Below are 18,388 nucleotides of genomic sequence, written 5' to 3' on the forward strand. Positions count from 1 at the left end.
GCCTAAGTGTTTGCCGCCCCTTCAAGCGCCAGACTCGATCGCGACATCCGCTTGCGCTCTAGTCGTCACCGTGCGTCTTGAGTTGTCCCGCAACGTGACCGTCCACCGGCTCTCGCCGGACGGATTCGTGTGTGACTGGCTGATCTCGCCGGTCACCGGGCGGCCGTGTGAGGACCTCGGCCTCGTGGTCGATGCGGATGGGTCGCCGTGGGACCGGGACGGGAAGCTCGGTCGCTGGCGGCTGACCCAGGGACCGGATGTCGCTCCGGTGAAGGACGCGCTGTACGCGGCCGTCCGGCCCGCGCTCCCGGAGTCGGTTCCGACCACGGGCGACGATCTCGACCGCCACCACACCCCACCCAACGGCGTGATCGAGCGCAGCATCTTCTGCTACACCCCGACGTATCGCACGTTCACCGCGACGACCGTGCTCGAGGTGGACCAGCCCGAGACCCGGGTGCTGCGGTTCCGCTCGACCGGGCCGCTCCGTGTGTGGGTCGGCGGCGTACTCGTCCTCGACCATGCCGAGTTCGGCTACATGCACCCCTGGGTACGCGACGTCGAGGTGCTGCTTCCGTCCGGGGCGACGGAGGTCGCCGTCTGGTCGTTGAACGTTGCTCTGCGCGAAGTACGTCAGACCGTCTCGCTCCAGATCGTCGGGCTACCGGTCCGCGTACTGCTGCCGACTCCGGGGGCCGATCCGGTCCTCTCGGCTCAGGCAGAGGCATTGCTCGAAGGCGTCGGCGTACGGACCTGGGAGTCGGACGGCCAGTCGTTCGAACTCTCCGGACCGGTCGGCGCCAGGCTGCAGGTCAGCGTCAACGGTGCCTCCGCCGGAGTGGTCCAGCTCGGCGCGCAGGGCCGTGCGACGGTGACCGTCGACGAGGCGAAGGGTGACTCGTCACAGGCCTCGATGCTGGGTACTGGGGAGATGACCGTCCGGGTCGAGGTCGACGACGACCGCGCCGCGGCTCATCGCGACTTCCTGGTGGCGAACCTCCCGTTCGAAATCCGCGACGAGCCGGTCGGCGGCCCCGAGGACTGGCGCCTCGAACTGCTCACGCATGTGGCGGCGTCGACCGGCTCCGCGCGCGCACTGGCCCGCGCCGCCCTCAGCGCGGATGGGATCGCAGTCACCGAGGACGACCTGGCCACGGCGCTGCAGTTCATCGCCGATCGTTGCGACTGCGCCGACTTCGAGACCGTCGGTCTGATGCTGCTGTGGCACCGGGTCCCGGCTGAGCGCTGGGAGCTGGGCCTGCGCGACCGCGTACGCGACGCACTGCTCGGCTTCAAGTACTGGATCGACCAGCCCGGCCTCGACGCCATGTGCTACTTCACCGAGAACCATCAAATGGTCTGGCACACCGCCGAGACGCTGGTCGGCGAGGTGTTCGCGGATGAGAAGTTCACCAATGCCGGCTGGACCGGGGCCGAGCACGCGGCCCATGGCAGCGCGATGGCGCTCGCCTGGATCCGTCGCAAACTCACGTCCGGCTTCAGTGAGTTCGACTCCAATGCGTACCTCGCCATCGACGCGCTCGCCCTCGTCGCCCTCGTCGATCACGCCTCCGACCAGAGTCTCCGGACGGCCGCTCGTACGCTCCTCGACAAGGTGCTGCTGACGCTGGCGACCAACTCCTGGCGAGGTGTCCACGGAGCCGCGCACGGCCGGTCGTACACCCCGACACTCCGCGCCGCGTGCCTGGAGGAAACCGCCCCGATCATGTGGTGGGCCTGGGGCATGGGCGCTCTCAACGAGGCTGTCCTGCCGGCCACCGCGTTGGCGACGTCGCCGAGCTACGCCGTCCCCGAGGTCGTACGCGCCATCGCCACCGATGCCGACGCCGACTGGACCGGCACCCAGCACTACGAGGGCGCGTACGCGTTCGAACGCGACCTGTTGGTCCGCGACTACGCCTCCGACATGGTCATCCGCCGGGGCCGCGGCGGCATGGTCGCCTCGGTCCAGGATTACCGCTACGGCCTGCCCGGCCTGCAGGAACACGTCTGGGGCATCACCCTGCCGGGGCAGCTCCAGGTCTGGGCGGTTGCACCGGCGGCGTACAACCACGGCTCCCACACCCGCCCCAGCGGCTGGGTCGGGAACCTTGTGCTCCCCCGGGTCCGCCAGCACGATCGGACGGTGATTGCGCTGTATGCCGAAGCCTCCGCGCCGACCCTGCCCGCGGTGCATCTGTGGTTCCCTGCCGACCGGTTCGAGGAATGGGCCGAGTACGGCGAATGGCTGATCGGACGTCGCGGGGTCGGCCTGGTGGCGGTCGCCGCCGAAGGCGGGTTCGAGCCGGACCGAACCGGCGACGAAGCCTGGCAGCGCTGGGTGCCGCGGACCGGTCGGTCGCTGGTCGCGGTGCACGGGGATGACTCGATCGGGTCGCTGGAGGACTTCGCCGACTCGCTGCCGACGCTGACGTGGCGCCGGGATGGCGGTGCCCTTGTCGACGGGCCCGCCTCACTCGAACTCGACTGGAACGGCCCGTTCCTCGTCGACGGAAGCGCTGCGGACGTCGCCCGGCCGCCGCACCTTACGAACCCCGCGTGCACCGTCGTCGACGGCACCGATCCGGTGGTCGTCCGCTGGGGCGGGCGCGAGCTGGTCCTTCCTGCGCTGGCCGACGAGGGGAATACGGTCTGATCCGTGGCTTCCGAAGACACCGACAACGCCCGGCTCGCTGATCCCCCGCTGCCTCCGGTTGGCGACGAGGCGCTGACGCGCGAGTCGCTCGCTGCAACGGCCGATCGGGTCGCTGCCGCGACCTGGCGGCTGGGGTTGCCGCGATGGTTCTGGGGCGAGGGGGTCTGCCTCACCGGACTCGTCCAGGCGGGCTTGGTATATCGCGGCGATATACCGCGCGAAGTGATCGAGTGGTTCGAAACCCAGATCGCATCCGACCCACTCGCCACCCTCGACCACGTCAACGAGGTCGCCCCCGGCGCGGCCGCGGCGGACCTCGGCGATCCGACCCACACCCCCGTCCTCGAAGCTCTGCTCGCCTGGACGCGCAACCCTGACCAGCCGCGGGCGGCCAACGGTGCGATCGAGCACTGGCCGGGCGGGGTCTGGGCCGACACCATGTACATGGTCGGCCGTTTCATGCTGCGCTTCGGCGTACGCACCGGCGACGCCGCCCTGGTGCGCGCAGGCGTACGCGAGGTCCTTGCGCAGACCGAGATCCTCCAGGCCGAGAACGGATTGTTCGTCCACGGCGCGCACCGCGGAGACGTGATCCCGTGCTACTGGGGACGGGCCAATGCCTGGGCAGCTCTGGCCCTTGTGGAGACCCTCGAGGCACTCGACGAGATGGGGATCACGCGGCTGCCGATCCCCGAGTTCGCGCTGCGGCGACAGTTGGCCGCGTTGGTCGAGGTCCAACCGTGGCACGGGGTCTGGGACGTCCTCGTCGACGGCAACGTCGAGACCCGCGGCATCCTCGAGACGTCCGCGACGGCGGGGATCGGGGCGGCGCTCCTGCGGGCCGGACGGCTCCTCGACGAACCAACCTTCACCGACGCAGGCTGGGCCGCGCTGCGGGGCGTACTCGCCTATGAGCAGGACGGACTCCTCACCCGGGTCAGCGCGGGAACCGTCCTGCAACTCGTACCGTTCGGGTACTCGGTGATACGCGACGACCGGCCGCAGCTCTGGGGTCAGGGGCTGCTGCTGACGGCGCTCGCCGCCGCCGGCCGGCATCCCGCCGAACCGTGAGGTTCTCAGGCCCCAACCGTGAGGAATGCCGGAGGCAATCCGAGCCGAAAGTCACGGTTTCGACCTGAAAACCTCACGGTTCGGCACGAAAAACCTCACGGTTCGGCGCTATTGGGCGCGCGCCTGCAGAGCAATCCAGCCATCGGCTCGCGTCTGAGGGTCGGCGAGCGACGAGTCGAGCAGCGATTCGATCCGGTCCAGCCGCTTCCGCACGGTGTTGCGATGGATGCCCAGGTCCTCGGCGACCTGCAGCTGCGACCCATGATGCGCGAGGAACGACCGCAGCGTCGCCAGCAACTCCGGCTCCGGGTCGAGCGGCGCCAGCCAGGTGTCGGCGAAGGCGCTCAACCGATCTGAGTCCAACACCTCCAGCACCCCGCGGCGTACGCCCTCGACCCATCGGACCACCGCGCGATCCACCGTCGTCAGGTCCAGGGCCAGGCCGGCGGCACGGTCGCTTCGCGCAGCGTCTGCGACCGGGACGAGGTCGCCAACGCCGACCCGCAGGCCACGAGCGGCCAGGTCCTCAACGAGAGCGTCGACGCGTGACTGCCGCGCGACGATGACCATCTCCCCCGCCTCGGCGGCAACGACTCCGGCGAGCGCCGTCGATTCCACCTGCGCCAGAGCCGCCTCGATCCGGGAGGCCGCTCCCCTCGTCCGAAGCACCGCGACGCGCGACGGGACCCGCAGCCGCCCACCCCCGGCAGCCGCCAGCAGGACCGAGGCCGTACGTGTGTCGCCGGCGATGAGGAGTTCGACCGCACGAGCGCGTACCTGCCGCTCCGCCTCCCGCCGCGAGCGACGACGCTCCTCGGAGGTACTCAACAGGGCGACAGCGGTGACGATGCTGCTGCGCTGGTCCTCGGTGACGCGTTGCTCGAAGGCGGTCACCAGGTAGCGCTCGGGTCGGCCGCGGACACCGAGCGGATGCAGCAGGATCTCGCCGCCACTGACCGACATCCCAGCAGCCGCACGCAGGCCCCGGTCACGGATCCGGTTGAGTGCCTCAGCGATCGCGTCGGCCGCCAACAGGTCGGTGCGTACGCCCGCGGGACCGACCAGAACCGCCCCCTCCGGATCGACCAGCGCCGCCGCCTGACCGACCCGCGCAACCGCTTCGATCAGCAGTTCGGGCTCGTCCTCCCGCAGCGCGGCCTGGGTCAGTTCGCGCTGCTGGCCCAGAGCCGCCCGAGTGGACGACTCGTCCTCGGCCTGGAGCAGGCGAGCGACCTGTCGGGTGACCGCCACGAACGTGGTCTCCCGAGGCACCTCGAAGAGGCCGACGTCGTACGCCGCGCAGGCTTCGATCAGAGCCGGCGGCGCCGTGGCGTACGTCAGGTCGACGGCGAGGCCGATCGCCAGTACGCCCACGGCCGCGATCCGCGCGACGTACGAATCCCACTCGTCGAGCCAGCCGACGGTCTCCAGCCCGGTGGTGAGCAGTACCTCGCCCTGACCGAGGAACGGAGACGGATCCGTCAACTCGCTGGTCGCGCTCCATGCGATCTCCTCGGACCGGCGTACGTCGACGAGCGGGCGCAGCCCGAGGGTGCGGTCATCCAGGAGTACGGCGAGCTTCACCACGAGTGTCATTTTTGCACACTTGTAGAACCGATATTCGACACAAATGACATGTTGACGACCGGCACCGCAGGCCTACCGTGATCAGCACAGGCCCCCAATCCAGGAGCAACGATGACGACCTTCCTCACGGAGACCACCACGGGCGGCCCCGCGCTTCCCCAAGAGCTGCGACTGGTCACCGAGGTACCCGGCCCTCGGTCGCGTGAACTGCAGGCGCGCAAGAGCGCCGCAGTCGCCCAGGGTGTCGGTACGACCCTCCCGGTCTACATCGCCGCGGCCGGCGGAGGCGTCCTCGTCGACGTCGACGGCAACTCGCTGATCGACCTCGGCTCCGGCATCGCGGTGACCACGGTCGGCAACAGCGCCCCGCGTGTCGTCACCGCGGTCCAGGAGCAGGCGGCGGCGTTCACTCACACCTGCTTCATGGTGACCCCGTACGAGAGCTACGTGGCAGTCGCGGAGGCGCTCAATCGCCTCACCCCCGGTGACCACCAGAAGCGTTCGGCCCTCTTCAACTCCGGCGCCGAGGCCGTCGAGAACGCGGTCAAGATCGCCCGCAGCTACACGAAGAAGTCAGCCGTCGTCGTCTTCGACCACGCCTACCACGGGCGTACGAACCTCACCATGGCGATGACCGCGAAGAACATGCCGTACAAGAGCGGCTTCGGCCCGTTCGCCTCCGACGTCTACCGTGCGCCGCTCTCCTACCCGTACCGCGACAGCGGTATCGACGGCGCTGCCGCTGCAGCCCGCGCGATCGACGTCATCGAGAAGCAGGTCGGCGCGGAGAACCTCGCCGCCGTCGTGATCGAGCCGATCCAGGGTGAGGGCGGTTTCATCGTCCCGGCCGACGGCTTCCTCGCCGGACTGGTCGACTGGTGCCGCGTCAACAACGTCGTCTTCGTCGCCGACGAGGTGCAGACCGGCTTCGCCCGCACCGGTGCGATGTTCGCCTGCGACCACGAGGGCGTCGTCCCCGACCTGATCGTCTCGGCGAAGGGCATCGCGGGCGGTCTCCCGCTCAGCGCCGTCACCGGGCGCGCCGAGATCATGGACGCTGCGCACGGCGGCGGCCTCGGCGGTACGTACGGCGGCAACCCGCTCGCCTGCGCGGCAGCGCTGGCGGTCATCGAGACCATCGAGTCGGACGGTCTCGTCGAGCGCGCCGCTGCGATCGGCGACCTGATGGTCGACCGCCTCAAGACCCTCGCAGCCCGCGACGACCGGATCGGCGACATCCGCGGTCGCGGCGCGATGATCGCGGTCGAGCTGGTCAAGGCCGGCACCAACGAGCCGGATCCAGACCTCACCAAGAGGGTCGCCGCCGCCGCCCACGCCCGCGGCGTGATCGTGCTGACCTGCGGGACGTACGGCAACGTGCTCCGCTTCCTGCCCCCGCTCGCCATCTCCGACGCACTCCTGGCCCAGGCCTGCGACATCCTCGACGACGTCTTTGAGGAGACCCGATGACCGCCGCGCTCACAGCCACCAGCATCGCGCCCGACCCGAACCCGCTGGACGATGCCCGCTCGCAGCTCGCCGAGGCGGTCAAGCTGCTCGGCTACGACGAGAGCGTCTACCAACTGCTGGCGGTGCCGCGTCGTGAGGTCACGGTCAGCATCCCGCTGCGCCGCGACGACGGCTCCCACGAGGTGCTCATCGGCCACCGTGTCCAGCACAACTTCTCCCGCGGCCCGGCCAAGGGTGGTCTGCGGTACGCACCCAACGTGACCCTCGACGAGGTCCGCGCGCTGGCGATGTGGATGACCTGGAAGTGCGCCCTTCTCGACGTCCCGTATGGCGGCGCCAAGGGCGGCATCCGGCTCGACCCGCGTGCCCACTCACAGGCCGAGCTCGAGCGGATCACCCGTCGCTACACCTCCGAGATCAGCCCGATCATCGGTCCTGACCGCGACATCCCGGCGCCCGACATCGGCACCGATGAGCGCACGATGGCCTGGATGATGGACACGTACTCCGTCCAGCAGGGTCACACCGTCCTCGGCGTGACCACCGGCAAGCCGATCAGCCTCGGCGGCTCACTCGGCCGCGCCACCGCCACCTCGCGCGGCGTCCAGCACGTCGCCCTGGCGGCGCTGGCCAGCCGCGGCATCCCGGTCCAGGGCGCCACCGCCGCCGTCCAGGGCTTCGGCAAGGTGGGTCGGTACGCGGCCCGCTTCCTCGCCGAGTCCGGCATGCGGGTGGTCGCGGTGAGCGACCAGTACGGCGCCGTCGCCGATGAGAAGGGTCTCGACATCGTTGCCCTGGAGGAGCACGTCGACCGCAACGGTTCGGTCGTCGGCTTCGTCGGCAGCGACGTGATCGACGGCGATGCACTGCTCGAGCTCGAGGTCGACCTGCTCGTCCCGGCGGCGGTGGAGGGCGTACTCCGCGCCGACAACGCGCCGCGGGTCAAGGCCAAGGTGATCGTCGAGGGCGCCAACGGTCCGACGACCCCGGAGGCCGACGAGATCTTCTCGAGCAACGGCATCCTGGTCGCTCCCGACATCCTCGCGAACGCCGGCGGCGTGGTCGTGTCCTACTTCGAGTGGGTCCAGTCCAGCCAGGCGTTCTGGTGGAGTCTGGACGAGGTCGAGGCTCGCCTTGCCGAACGCATGGACGTTGCTTGGGACGCCGTTGCCAAGCACGCCGCGAAGCTCGACGTACCGTTGCGCACGGCAGCCACCGCACTCGCCGTCGAGCGCGTCGCCGAAGCACACCGCCTGCGCGGCCTCTACCCGTAAACCGACGCCTCACCCCGACAGTCACGACTTCTCAAGGACGAACGATGATCCCCACCTCGGTCACCGCCACCATTGCCGCGCTCGACGCCGCCAACGGCCAGCACATCGCCGGAGCGGGCCGACCGGGCGTCGACGGTCGGGTGTACGACGTCAACGACCCGGCCACGGGCGTACTGCTGTCGCACGTCTCGGACGGCGGTCCGGCCGACGCCACGGCCGCGGTCGACGCCGCAGCAGCGGCGTTCGGCGGATGGTCCACGACGGCACCGCGCGTACGCGGTGAGGCGTTGCGCAAGGCGTGGGAACTGATGACGGCCCGCTCCGAGGAGTTGGCCGCGCTCATCTCCGCCGAGAACGGCAAGGCGCTCCCGGACGCCCGCGCCGAGGTGGCGTACGCCGCTGAGTTCTTCCGTTGGTTCTCCGAGGAGGCGGTCCGCCCCGAGGGCTCGTACGGAGAGTCGCCCGCCGGCGGCACTCGCACGATCGTGACCGAGCACCCGGTCGGCGTGGCCGCCCTGGTGACGCCTTGGAACTTCCCGGCCGCGATGGCGACCCGCAAGATCGGTCCGGCCCTTGCGGCAGGCTGCACCGTCGTCCTCAAGCCGGCAGCCGAGACGCCGCTGACGGCTCTTGCCGTCGCGCAGATCCTCGAGGAGGCCGGCGTACCCGCCGGTGTCGTCAACGTGGTCAACTCCACCGACCCCGGCGCGATCGTCAGCACCTGGCTCGAGGACGACCGGGTCCGCAAGATCTCGTTCACCGGTTCGACCGGCGTGGGGAGGATCCTGCTAGGCCAGGCGGCCGACCGGATCGTGAACTCCTCGATGGAGCTCGGCGGCAACGCACCGTTCGTCGTGGCCGCGGACGCCGACATCGACAAGGCCGTGGCCGGCGCACTGATCGCGAAGTTCCGCAACGGTGGCCAGGCCTGCACGGCGGCCAACCGCTTCTACGTGCACGCCGACGTGGTCGAGGATTTCGTCGCGAAGTTCGGCGCCGCGATCGAGGCGATGCCGGTCGGGTCAGCCTTCGAGGACGGCACCGTGATCGGTCCGATGATCAGCGCCAAGGCCGTGGCCGGGCTTACGGCGAAGGTCGAGGACGCACTCAACCGTGGCGCCAAGGTCGCGTACGAGGCGACGCCAACCACCCTGACCGGACACTTCTACACGCCGGCGCTGCTGGTCGACGTGCCGCAGGACGCGAAGATCGTCCGCGAAGAGGCCTTCGGCCCGGTCGCCCCGATCATCATCTGGACTGACGAGGCCGATGTGCTCCGGCAAGTCAACAACACCGAGTTCGGGCTCGCGTCGTACGTGTTCTCCGGCGACCTCAAGTGGGCGCTGCAGTTCGCGGAGAAGGTCGAAGCCGGCATGGTCGGGATCAACCGTGGCGTCGTCTCCGACCCGGCTGCACCGTTCGGTGGCGTGAAGGAGAGCGGTCTGGGCCGCGAGGGTGCGCGCGAGGGCGTACGCGCCTTCACCGAGACGCAGTACTTCTCCGTGGACTGGAGCTGATCAGCCGCCGCGCGGCCGCTACTGACAGGCTGAGCAGATGAGCCGAGTGCCAGCGTGGGTGCTCACGGTAGCCGCGATCTTCACGGCGCAGGCGGGCTCCGTCTTCTCGGTACGACTCATCCCGCTGGTCGGCTCGGACGGAACCGCCTGGTTGCGATTCACGATCGCCGGACTGATCCTGCTGGCTCTGGTGCGGCCACCCCTGCGATCGATGAGTCGACGCGAGCTCCCGGCACTGATCGGGCTGGGGCTCGCGACAGCTGTCATGACGACGTGCTTCATCAACGCGCTCGCTCATCTGCCACTGGGCACCGTGGTGGCGATCGAGTTCCTGGGGCCGCTCTCCGTCGCCGCCTTCCAAGCCGCTGACCGGCGAACGCTGATCTGGCCGGCCACGGCGTTCGCCGGCGTACTCCTGCTCACGCGACCGTGGCTCGGATCGGTCTCCGCGGCCGGTATCGCCTTCGCGGTCGGTGCGGCCGCCGGTTGGGGTGCGTACATCGTGCTGACCCAGAAGGTCGGGGATCAGTTCAGCGGCATCAGTGCGCTCGCGATCACGATCCCGGTCGCTGCCCTCGCGACAGCGCCTCTGGGAGCAGCACCGGCCGGCTCGCACCTGTCCTGGCATGTCGTTGTGCTTGCCGGAGCGATGGCCGCCCTCTCCCCCGTCGTCACGTTCGGACTCGAGATGGTGTCGCTGCGCCGGATGTCGCAGACCGCGTTCGGAACCCTGATGGCGCTGGAGCCCGCCGTCGCCTCCCTGCTCGGGTTCGCCTGGCTCGGCCAGTCGATCTCGCTCTGGCAGTTGGCCGGCACGGCCCTTGTGGTGGCTGCGGGTGCCGCAACCCAGAGGACCGGGCAGCGGGCCCTCGTGCTCGAGACCTGACGGGCTGCCGCACCGGGCCCCAGCTCTCAATCTTCCGAACGTTCGGACGGTGACGGCCGAATCCGTCCGAACGTTCGGACGGTGACCCCGGGATCCGTCCGAACGTTCGGAAGATCGGCGCCGCCTCAGTCTCCGAGCACCAGCGGCGCGATCTCGTCGAACACATCCCCGGGGCCGGGGTTCGCCGCAGCTGTCGATCCGCCGAACTGGTGCATCACACCCCAGACCGCATTGAGCGCCGTGGTGACCGCTCCTTCGGCCCAGCCGGCCGTCCAGGAGACGTCATCCCCGGCGAGGAACAGTCCGCGGAATTCCGGCGCAAGCCGGTCCTGCATGAAGTGGCTGTAGAGCCGCTCCTGGTAGCGATAGTGCCCCGGCAGGTTCGCCTTGAACGCGCCCATGAAGGCCCGCTCTGACTCCCAGGTGACCGTCTGCGGCGGAGCGATGACGTGCGAGCGGATGTCGACGCCGGGATAGATCTCGGCGAGCGACTTGAGCATCAGGTCCATCCGCGCCTCGGCGTCCAGCGGCAGCAGCTTCAGCGAGTCGTCCGACCACGTGTACGAGAGGCAGATCAGGCCCGGCTTTCCCTCCCCCTGGTCGAGCAGGTACGTCCCGCGGCTCATCCGGTCGGTGAGCGTCATGGACATCACCTCGCGTCCCGTCGCGGGGTCCATGTCCTTCCAGAACGGTCGGTCCACCAGCACGAACACCTTCGACGACCCCATGTAGTGGGTCCGCTCGACGGCGGTCCAGTGATCGATCGGCAGCAGCCGGTCGTCGCTGTTGATGGTGTTGAGCAGCATCCACACCTGGGCGGTGTAGACGACCGCCTCGAAGGTGTCCGTACGCCCCTCGGCGTCGGTGATCTCGAAGCCACCGGCATCGGTCCGCCGAAGCGCGGCGACGGCGGGGTGCGTACGCCCTCCCTCGTGCACCGACTGGACGGAGGTGCCGGCGGGCCAGTGCACCGCCCCCTCGACGGGGCGTTCCCAGAGGCGGACCGGCAACTGCTGCGAGCCGCCCACGACACCTTGGTGGTGGTCATCCGCGGCGGTCAGCACCACCCGCAGGATCTCCAGGATCGAGTTCGGGTAGTCCGTGTCCCAGCCGCCGGTGCCGAACCCGACCTGACCGAAGATCTCCCGCAACCGAAAGCTCTGGAACGACGAGCTCCGGGCCAGGAATCCGTAGAACGTCTCGTCGTCGTAGCGACGGATGAGGTCGTTCCAGATCTCCTTGAGCTTCACGTGATCGCGGGCTCGGATCGCGTCCTGGAGGGGCCGGAGTTCGGCGTGCTCCTCCAGCGCCCTGGTCCACGCCTCCGCGACCTCGGTGTAGACCGGCGGGAGGTCGGCGAGCGTACGCGCAAAGTGCGTCTCGCCCTTGAGATCGACGACGGTGCTCGGCGTCGACTCAGCCAGCGGATTCGGGAACGGTGTGGTCTCCAGACCCATCTCGTCGAGGTAGTGGAAGAGCGTCGTGGAGGACGGCGGGAACCGCATCGAGCCCATCTCGGCGACGACATCCTCGTGGCCCTCGAACGGCACCGAGCGCATCCGGCCACCGATCTGGTCGGCTTCGTACACGACGGGCTGCAAGCCCATCCGGAGCAGTTCCCGGGCGGCGAGCATGCCCGAGAGCCCACCGCCGATGATCGCCACGCGAGTGCCGTACGCGGCGGCCGGGATCGAGCCGATCCCATCGGGGTGCTTCACGTAGTCGTCGTAGGCGAACGGGAAGTCGGGCCCGAACATCGTGATCGGGGCGGCGGCGTCGGTGCCGCCGGCGGCATGGGTGGGGACGGCCGAGGTCATCGGACGTGCTCCTCTCGGGCGAGCGCTCCGTACAACTGCGGTCGACGGTCATTCAGATGGGTGTTGTCCGCGCGCGATCGCGCGAGCGCGGCGGTGTCGATCTCGGCCAGCAGCAACTCATCCCCGGAGCGGGCACGGGCGAGGTCGACCCCGTCGGGTCCGACCACACAACTCTCGCCGCAGTACGTCAGCGTGCCCTCAACCCCACTGCGGTTCGCATACGCGAGATAGACCTGATTCTCGTACGCCCGTGCCGGCACCAGAGTGCGCGTGACGACCTCGTACGGGGTCATCAACGCGGTCGGGACCGCCACCAGATCGGCACCCGCCAAGGCCAGCATGCGTACGGTCTCCGGGAACTCGACGTCGTAACAGATGAGCACGCCGACGCGTACGCCATCGAGGTCGGCGAGCGCGTCCAGCGAAGTGCCCGGCTGGTACACCCGATCGACCTCACCGTAGAGATGAGTCTTGTGGTGACGGGTCAGGACGCTGCCGTCGCGGTCGACCAGGGTCGCGCTGTTGAAGACCACGTCGCCGGCACGCTCCGGGTGACCGTAGAGGATCGCCAGCCCCGTCTCGGCAGCGATCGCAGCCACCGCCTGGTCCCACGCCCCGCCGAGCGGTTGAGCCAGTTCCGCGATGTCCGGCACCGCGTACCCGCTGGTGAAGGCCTCCGGCGTGATCAGCAGTCGCGCACCCTCCGCCGAGGCCTCGAGCGCACGCTCGCGGAGTCGGCCGAGGTCAGCCGATCCGGTCTGCCACAGTGCGATCTTCATCGGCCGTCCTCAGTGGTTGAGTGCCATCAGCGAGACCAGCTCGTACGCCACGTGCGAGGCCGCGATCGCGGTGATGTCGGCGTGGTCGTACGCCGGGGCGACCTCGACGACGTCCGCGCCGACGATGTTCGAGCCCCGGAGGCCGCGGAGGATCGCGAGCAACTCGCGGCTGGTGAGACCGCCCGCCTCAGGCGTACCCGTGCCGGGTGCGTGCGCCGGGTCGAGGCAGTCGATGTCGATGGAGATGTAGAGCGGCCTGTCGCCGATACGCTCACGCATCGCCTCGACGACCGCCCCGACCCCCTGGTTCATCACGTCCATCGAGGTGGTGATGCCGAAGCCCATCCGGGCGTCGTCGCTGAGGTCGTCCTTGGAGTAGAGCGGGCCGCGGATGCCGCAGTGGCTGATCGCCTCGGTGTCGAGCAGGCCCTCCTCGACCGCGCGCCGGAACGGAGTGCCGTGGGTGTAGTCGGCTCCGAAGTAGGTGTTCCAGGTGTCGAGGTGGGCATCGAAGTGCAATAGTGCGACCGGACCGTGCTTGCGGTGCATCTCGCGCAGCAGCGGCAGCGCGATGGTGTGGTCTCCTCCGATCGTGACCGGTCGAGTGCCCGCGTCGAGCAGCGTCGAGACGCCTTCCTGGATCGAGTCGAGCGCCTCGGGGATGTTGAACGGGTTGCAGGCGATGTCACCGGCGTCCGCCACCTGCATCGTCGCGAAGGGTGAGACGTCGAGACCGGGGTGGTACGGCCGCAGCAGTCGACTGGCTTCGCGGATCTGGGCCGGCGCGAACCGGGCGCCGGGGCGGTAGGAGACGCCGCTGTCGAACGGCACCCCCATCACAGCGACGTCGGCATGTTGCACGTCCTCCAGGCGCGGCAGCCGGGCGAACGTGGCGATGCCCGCAAAACGCGGGACGCGGGAGGAGTCGACGGGTCCGATCGGTTCGGTCATCTTCGGGCTCCTGCTCAGTAGATCGGGTGGTCCAGCGAGAGCGCGGGCGTGAACACCCACAGCACCTCGGTGGCCTCGGACGGGGCGATGCTCCGGAACGCGTGCGGTGCCTGCGGGAAGGTCATCGCATCCCCGGGACCCAGGACGGTCTCCTCGTCGTTGAGGTGAACGGCGAGCCGGCCGGAGAGTACGTACACGAACTCGACCTCGGCCGGGATGCTGTAGAGCTCGGGGCCGCTGCCGCCGCCAGGCTCGATCCGGCTCAGGATCGCCTGCAGCCGCCGCTCACCGGACGGGGTGAGCAGGAACTCGGTCATGTCGATGCCACCGAGGTTGATCGGGGGGTACTCGTCGCGGCGCACGACGGAGCCCTGGGGCACCTCGAACAACTCCCCGATCGAGATCTGCAGGGTGTCGCACAGCCGCATCAGGCAGGCGACAGACGCGGTGGCTTGATCGCGTTCCAACTTCGACAGGAAGCCCTTGGTGATGCCCGCGGCCTCAGCGACCTCGGCGAGCGTCAGCCGCCGCGAATGCCGGGCCGATCGGAGTTGGTCGCCCACACCATTGGACGATTCGACCGCAGCGCTCATGCCCATCCTCTCGCGGGCGACATCGAGGTGACGCCGACCACACCCTCGGGACTAGGCAACACCAAGCGGAGTCAGGAAACAAGCGTTTCCATCAGGTGAACTAACCCGCGGTGCGGATCAGTTTCTTGTTGACGAACTCGTCCATCCCGAACCGCCCGAGTTCTCGTCCGAATCCCGACCGCTTGACCCCTCCGAACGGGGTCTCGGCGAGGTCCATCAGCACGCCGTTGATGTAGACCATGCCGGCCTCGATCTGGTCGGCCACGCGCGCACCCTGAGCCGCATCGGTGGTGAAGACGTACGAACCGAGCCCGAACGGTGTGTCGTTGGCGACCTCGACCGCCTCGGCTTCCGAAGTGACCTTGAAGACCATCGCCACCGGTCCGAAAAATTCCTGCGCATAGGCCGGGTTGTCCCGGGTGACACCGGTGAGTACGCCGGGGGGCGCCTGCGCGCCGGCGGTCTCCCCCGCCGAGGCGTAGTACGCGCCCCCGGCGACGGCAGCGGCCACTTGGGCGGACAGGATCTCGGCGGCGCGTACTGATGACAACGGCGCGACATCGGCGGTGGCGAGCAGGGCTGCGGTGAACTTCTCCACGAACGGCTCGTAGAGGTCCTCGACCACGACGAAACGCTTCGCCGCGTTGCAGGACTGGCCGGCGTTGTCGAGGCGTGCAGCAACGGCCGATTCGACCACCGCGTCCAGGTCGTCGGTGGACAGCAGAATGAACGGGTCCGAGCCGCCGAGCTCGAGGACGACCTTCTTGAGATGGCGACCGGCGATCTCCGCCACCGCCGCACCCGCGCGCTCCGATCCGGTGAGCGACACCCCCGCCAACCGCGGGTCGGCGATGATCGTCTCGATCTGCTCGTTGGTCGCGTACGCGGTGACGTACGCACCCTCCGGGAAACCCGCATCCAGGAAGATCTGCTGCTGGGCTGCCGCGGAGCTCGGGCACTGCGGTGCTGGCTTGAGGATCACCGCATTGCCGATGGCCAGGTTCGGTCCGGCGAACCGGGACACCTGGTAGTAGGGGAAGTTCCACGGCATGATCCCGAGGATCACTCCGAAGGGCTGGCGCCTGATCACGGCAGTTCCACCGGCATCGCCGACGTTGATGCTCTCGTCGGCCAGGAAGGCTTCCGCGTTGTCCGCGTAGAACTCGTAGATCGCCGCCGCGAAGTCGACCTCGCCGAGGGCGTCCTCCATCGACTTGCCCATCTCGATGTGGGCCAGTCGGGCCAACTCGTCGCGCCGCTCCGTGTGTAACGCAGCCACCCGCCGCAGCAACGCAGCCCGGTCTCCGACCGAGGACGTACGCCCCCAGCCCCTGGCGGTCTCGGCGGCGGACGTCAGCAGGTCCTGAATCTCAGCGTCGGTGGCAGCGGGACGATCGGCGACGGACTCACCGGTGGCGGGGTTGATCACGGTGTACATGCGGATGCCCTATCGAGAGGTGGAAGACGTCGCCGTTCGGGTCAGTGATCCGCGCGCTGTCGCGGCTGCAGGAGGTCGAGGCTGATGCCGACTTCCGCACCCGGCGGCGTCTCGGGCTCGAGCAGCGACTTGAGCAGCTGGGACGCCGCCACCACCAGCAGGATCGGCTCGATGGCCGCCTCCCAGCGGTCCAGCAGATAGGTGGCGGCGATCAGCGGGAGCGCGAAGATCAGCAGATCCACCTGTACACGGTTGAACCGGCGCCACATCGACGCAGCGTCACCGTGACGCCGGCGCGCCATCAGCACCACCAGGATGACCGCACCGAACTCGCCGATGCCCGAGAGCATGTGGGCGTAGTGGGTCATCGGCAACTGGAAGTGCCACTCGGCACTGCGGCAGCTCGCGCTGAGCGCCTCGGCGCAGGAGTAGTGGAAGATCGCCCCGGTCATGCCGAAGGCGGTGAACCACAGCATCGTGAACCACTCGGTGCGGCGGCCGCGGGCGCCCACGAGCAGCAACGCGACCAGGAACAACGCGCTAGCCGTGAAGTCGAGGCTGTTGAAGAGGCGCGAATACTGACCGCCCTGCACCTCGAGGTCGCTGAACAGCATGTTGGGCGTCGGCAGGATGTGAGTGAAGGCCGCGACGACCCACCAGTTGTAGAGCGCAGCGCCGACAAGACCGAGTGCCGCGGCTGCCCACAGCACCGGCGTGGCGATCACACGCCCCTGGTTCGTACCCTCCACCATCACGACTCCCATCCCGAATCGCCTGGCCAGTCAGCTCCCCCATGATGACCGGCGTCGCGCCGCAACGCTCAGCATTTTCGCAGCGTAGGCCTGTGCCCGGGCTGTGTCGGCACAACACGCTGCGGTGCCGGCGCATTCCACGGCATGCGTACGCAGGGCCCCACTCACGCGACCGCGCCGGTCGACGCACTCGACCGCGCGACCGTGACGTACCCCGTCTTCTTGCCGGTCACATGGACCGAGATCTTGCGGCCAATCCACCCGCTCGACAGCGTCAAGGTCGACTTCGTCGCACCGCCGACCGCGACGCCGTTGACGTACCACTGGTAGGCGAAGGTGATGCCTGCCGGCTTCCACGTCCCGGGGTGCGCGGTCAGTGTCGACCCGTGTCGCACAGTGCCTGAGATTGTCGGCGTCGCCGCCAGCAGGGCGACCTTGACCGCGAACGCCGGACTGATGGCCACGAAGTAGTCATGTGCCGCCGTGCGGCCACTGGCGTACCAGCGATAGGTCGTCGAGATCGTCTGCGCGAAGGTCAACGAGGCCGCTCCGGTTCCGGAGGTGATGACGTTCTTGACGCCGGCCCAGGCGCTGCCGGTCCACCGCTGGAGTTGCGCCGTGACGCCAGCCAGCGGCGTGTGCGTGGACGTGTTGGTCGCCGTCATCGAGAACTTCACCGCACCGCCGTACGTCACCTGGCCGGCCGACTGGGTGTGCGCCACGGTCGTGGTGTCGGTCTGCGGGGCGATCACCATCGCGCCGGCGTACACCGGCGCTGAGAGCCCTGGCGTCGGGTTGGACCCGGCGACGTTCCAGTAGTTCTCGGCGTGACTGAAGGTGATCGTCGTGCCCGACTGCAGACCCTCATAGGTGGTGGTCAACTCGCCATTCGAGTCCTGGATGCCCACCCAGAAGTTCCCGACCGAATCGATGTGCATCGACACCGCGGTCTTCCCCGAGCCAAGAGTGGGCAGGTTCGTGGTGTTCGTCTGGATCGTCGATCCGTCCGACGTGCTCAGCCACTTGATGGTCCGGGTCGCCGGGTCGAGCGCAAAGAGGAACGTGCCACTTGCGTCGAACGCGAGCGAATCCTGTGGCCCGGAGAGTCCGGTGGATCCCTTCTTCTCGACCCCCGCCGACGTGGCTCCGAGTGCGATCGAATACAGCCCACCCTGATCGCCGAGCCCGTAGATCTGCCCGCCCGAGCCGATCGCAATCGAGTCGATCCAGTCGAGGCCCTCGGGCTCGTTGAGTTGCACCGACCCCCAGCGTCGTCCGGTGGACGGGTCGAGTCGCTCGATCCGGCGACCGAACGCGCTCCATTCGAGGACGTAGACCGTGCGGTCGGCGGGGTTGTACGCCATCGAGTTGGGGGCGTAGTCGTTCGCCGAATCGACCGCCGCACTTCCGGTGGAGACGAAATGGCCGTTCTGGAGATCGGTGTCGACCCAGCTCGCTCCCGTGTAGTCGAGGACGTACATCGCCTGACCCGCAGGCAGCGACATCGAGGTGATGGCGTGAGCAGGAGTCAGGCCCAGCCACTGGGCAGATCCGACCACGATGACGACGACAACGAGGGAGGCAAAGCGGCGCACGG

The 18,388-nt window shown here is 68.8% G+C and carries 14 protein-coding genes; 6 read left to right on the plus strand and 8 right to left on the minus strand.

Features of this window, described 5'->3' with window-relative positions; genetic code table 11:
• Window positions 1-70 precede the first annotated feature (70 nt).
• Both KCTC_RS05190 and KCTC_RS05195 read left to right on the plus strand, forming a co-directional pair.
• Window positions 71-2,656 carry a PA14 domain-containing protein gene (locus KCTC_RS05190; protein WP_125567389.1) on the plus strand — a complete coding sequence of 862 codons (2,586 nt, stop codon included), beginning with the start codon at window positions 71-73 and terminating at the stop codon, window positions 2,654-2,656.
• 3 nt (window positions 2,657-2,659) lie between these two features.
• A complete protein-coding gene (locus KCTC_RS05195) occupies window positions 2,660-3,727 on the plus strand; it encodes a glycoside hydrolase family 88 protein (protein ID WP_125567391.1) in 1,068 nt (355 codons plus the stop codon).
• Between the two features lie 108 nt (window positions 3,728-3,835).
• Here the strand turns inward: KCTC_RS05195 and KCTC_RS05200 are convergent, their stop codons facing one another.
• The gene (locus KCTC_RS05200) at window positions 3,836-5,323 is read right to left on the minus strand and encodes a helix-turn-helix domain-containing protein (RefSeq protein WP_125567393.1); all 1,488 of its coding nucleotides are present in this window, start codon (window positions 5,321-5,323) and stop codon (window positions 3,836-3,838) included.
• Window positions 5,324-5,425: 102 nt separating this feature from the next.
• On the opposite strand from KCTC_RS05200, the gene gabT reads away from it, so the two are divergent.
• The 4 genes from gabT to KCTC_RS05220 are packed head-to-tail and all read left to right on the plus strand — an operon-like array spanning window position 5,426 to window position 10,461.
• Window positions 5,426-6,784: a 4-aminobutyrate--2-oxoglutarate transaminase gene (gabT, locus tag KCTC_RS05205; RefSeq protein WP_125567395.1), complete on the plus strand. Its 1,359-nt coding sequence runs from the start codon at window positions 5,426-5,428 to the stop codon at window positions 6,782-6,784.
• Entirely contained in the window at window positions 6,781-8,058 is a 1,278-nt protein-coding gene (locus tag KCTC_RS05210; protein WP_125567397.1) for a Glu/Leu/Phe/Val family dehydrogenase, read from the plus strand. Before gabT ends, KCTC_RS05210 begins: the two co-directional genes overlap by 4 nt.
• 44 nt (window positions 8,059-8,102) lie before the next feature.
• A complete protein-coding gene (locus tag KCTC_RS05215; RefSeq protein WP_125567399.1) occupies window positions 8,103-9,575 on the plus strand; it encodes an NAD-dependent succinate-semialdehyde dehydrogenase in 1,473 nt (490 codons plus the stop codon).
• A gap of 37 nt (window positions 9,576-9,612) precedes the next feature.
• Window positions 9,613-10,461 carry an EamA family transporter gene (locus tag KCTC_RS05220; protein ID WP_125567401.1) on the plus strand — a complete coding sequence of 283 codons (849 nt, stop codon included), beginning with the start codon at window positions 9,613-9,615 and terminating at the stop codon, window positions 10,459-10,461.
• Between the two features lie 125 nt (window positions 10,462-10,586).
• Here the strand turns inward: KCTC_RS05220 and KCTC_RS05225 are convergent, their stop codons facing one another.
• The 7 genes from KCTC_RS05225 to KCTC_RS05255 form a co-directional block, all read right to left on the minus strand.
• Window positions 10,587-12,278, minus strand: coding sequence for a flavin monoamine oxidase family protein (locus tag KCTC_RS05225; protein WP_125567402.1), 1,692 nt, complete (start codon window positions 12,276-12,278; stop codon window positions 10,587-10,589).
• Window positions 12,275-13,057 carry a carbon-nitrogen hydrolase family protein gene (locus tag KCTC_RS05230; protein WP_125567404.1) on the minus strand — a complete coding sequence of 261 codons (783 nt, stop codon included), beginning with the start codon at window positions 13,055-13,057 and terminating at the stop codon, window positions 12,275-12,277. The genes KCTC_RS05225 and KCTC_RS05230 overlap by 4 nt, the downstream gene beginning before the upstream one ends.
• A 9-nt stretch (window positions 13,058-13,066) precedes the next feature.
• Window positions 13,067-14,008: an agmatinase gene (gene speB / locus KCTC_RS05235; protein WP_125567406.1), complete on the minus strand. Its 942-nt coding sequence runs from the start codon at window positions 14,006-14,008 to the stop codon at window positions 13,067-13,069.
• 14 nt (window positions 14,009-14,022) lie between these two features.
• A complete protein-coding gene (locus KCTC_RS05240) occupies window positions 14,023-14,601 on the minus strand; it encodes a helix-turn-helix domain-containing protein (RefSeq protein WP_174233034.1) in 579 nt (192 codons plus the stop codon).
• 100 nt (window positions 14,602-14,701) lie between these two features.
• Window positions 14,702-16,039, minus strand: a complete 1,338-nt coding sequence (locus KCTC_RS05245; protein WP_197715255.1) for an aldehyde dehydrogenase family protein — start codon at window positions 16,037-16,039, stop codon at window positions 14,702-14,704.
• A 41-nt stretch (window positions 16,040-16,080) separates the two neighbouring features.
• Window positions 16,081-16,803: a DUF998 domain-containing protein gene (locus KCTC_RS05250; protein ID WP_125567411.1), complete on the minus strand. Its 723-nt coding sequence runs from the start codon at window positions 16,801-16,803 to the stop codon at window positions 16,081-16,083.
• Window positions 16,804-16,955: 152 nt separating this feature from the next.
• A complete protein-coding gene (locus KCTC_RS05255; RefSeq protein WP_125567413.1) occupies window positions 16,956-18,386 on the minus strand; it encodes a hypothetical protein in 1,431 nt (476 codons plus the stop codon).
• Window positions 18,387-18,388 lie beyond the last annotated feature (2 nt).

Source organism: Nocardioides baekrokdamisoli (genome assembly GCF_003945325.1).
GTDB classification, from domain to species: Bacteria; Actinomycetota; Actinomycetes; order Propionibacteriales; family Nocardioidaceae; genus Nocardioides; species Nocardioides baekrokdamisoli.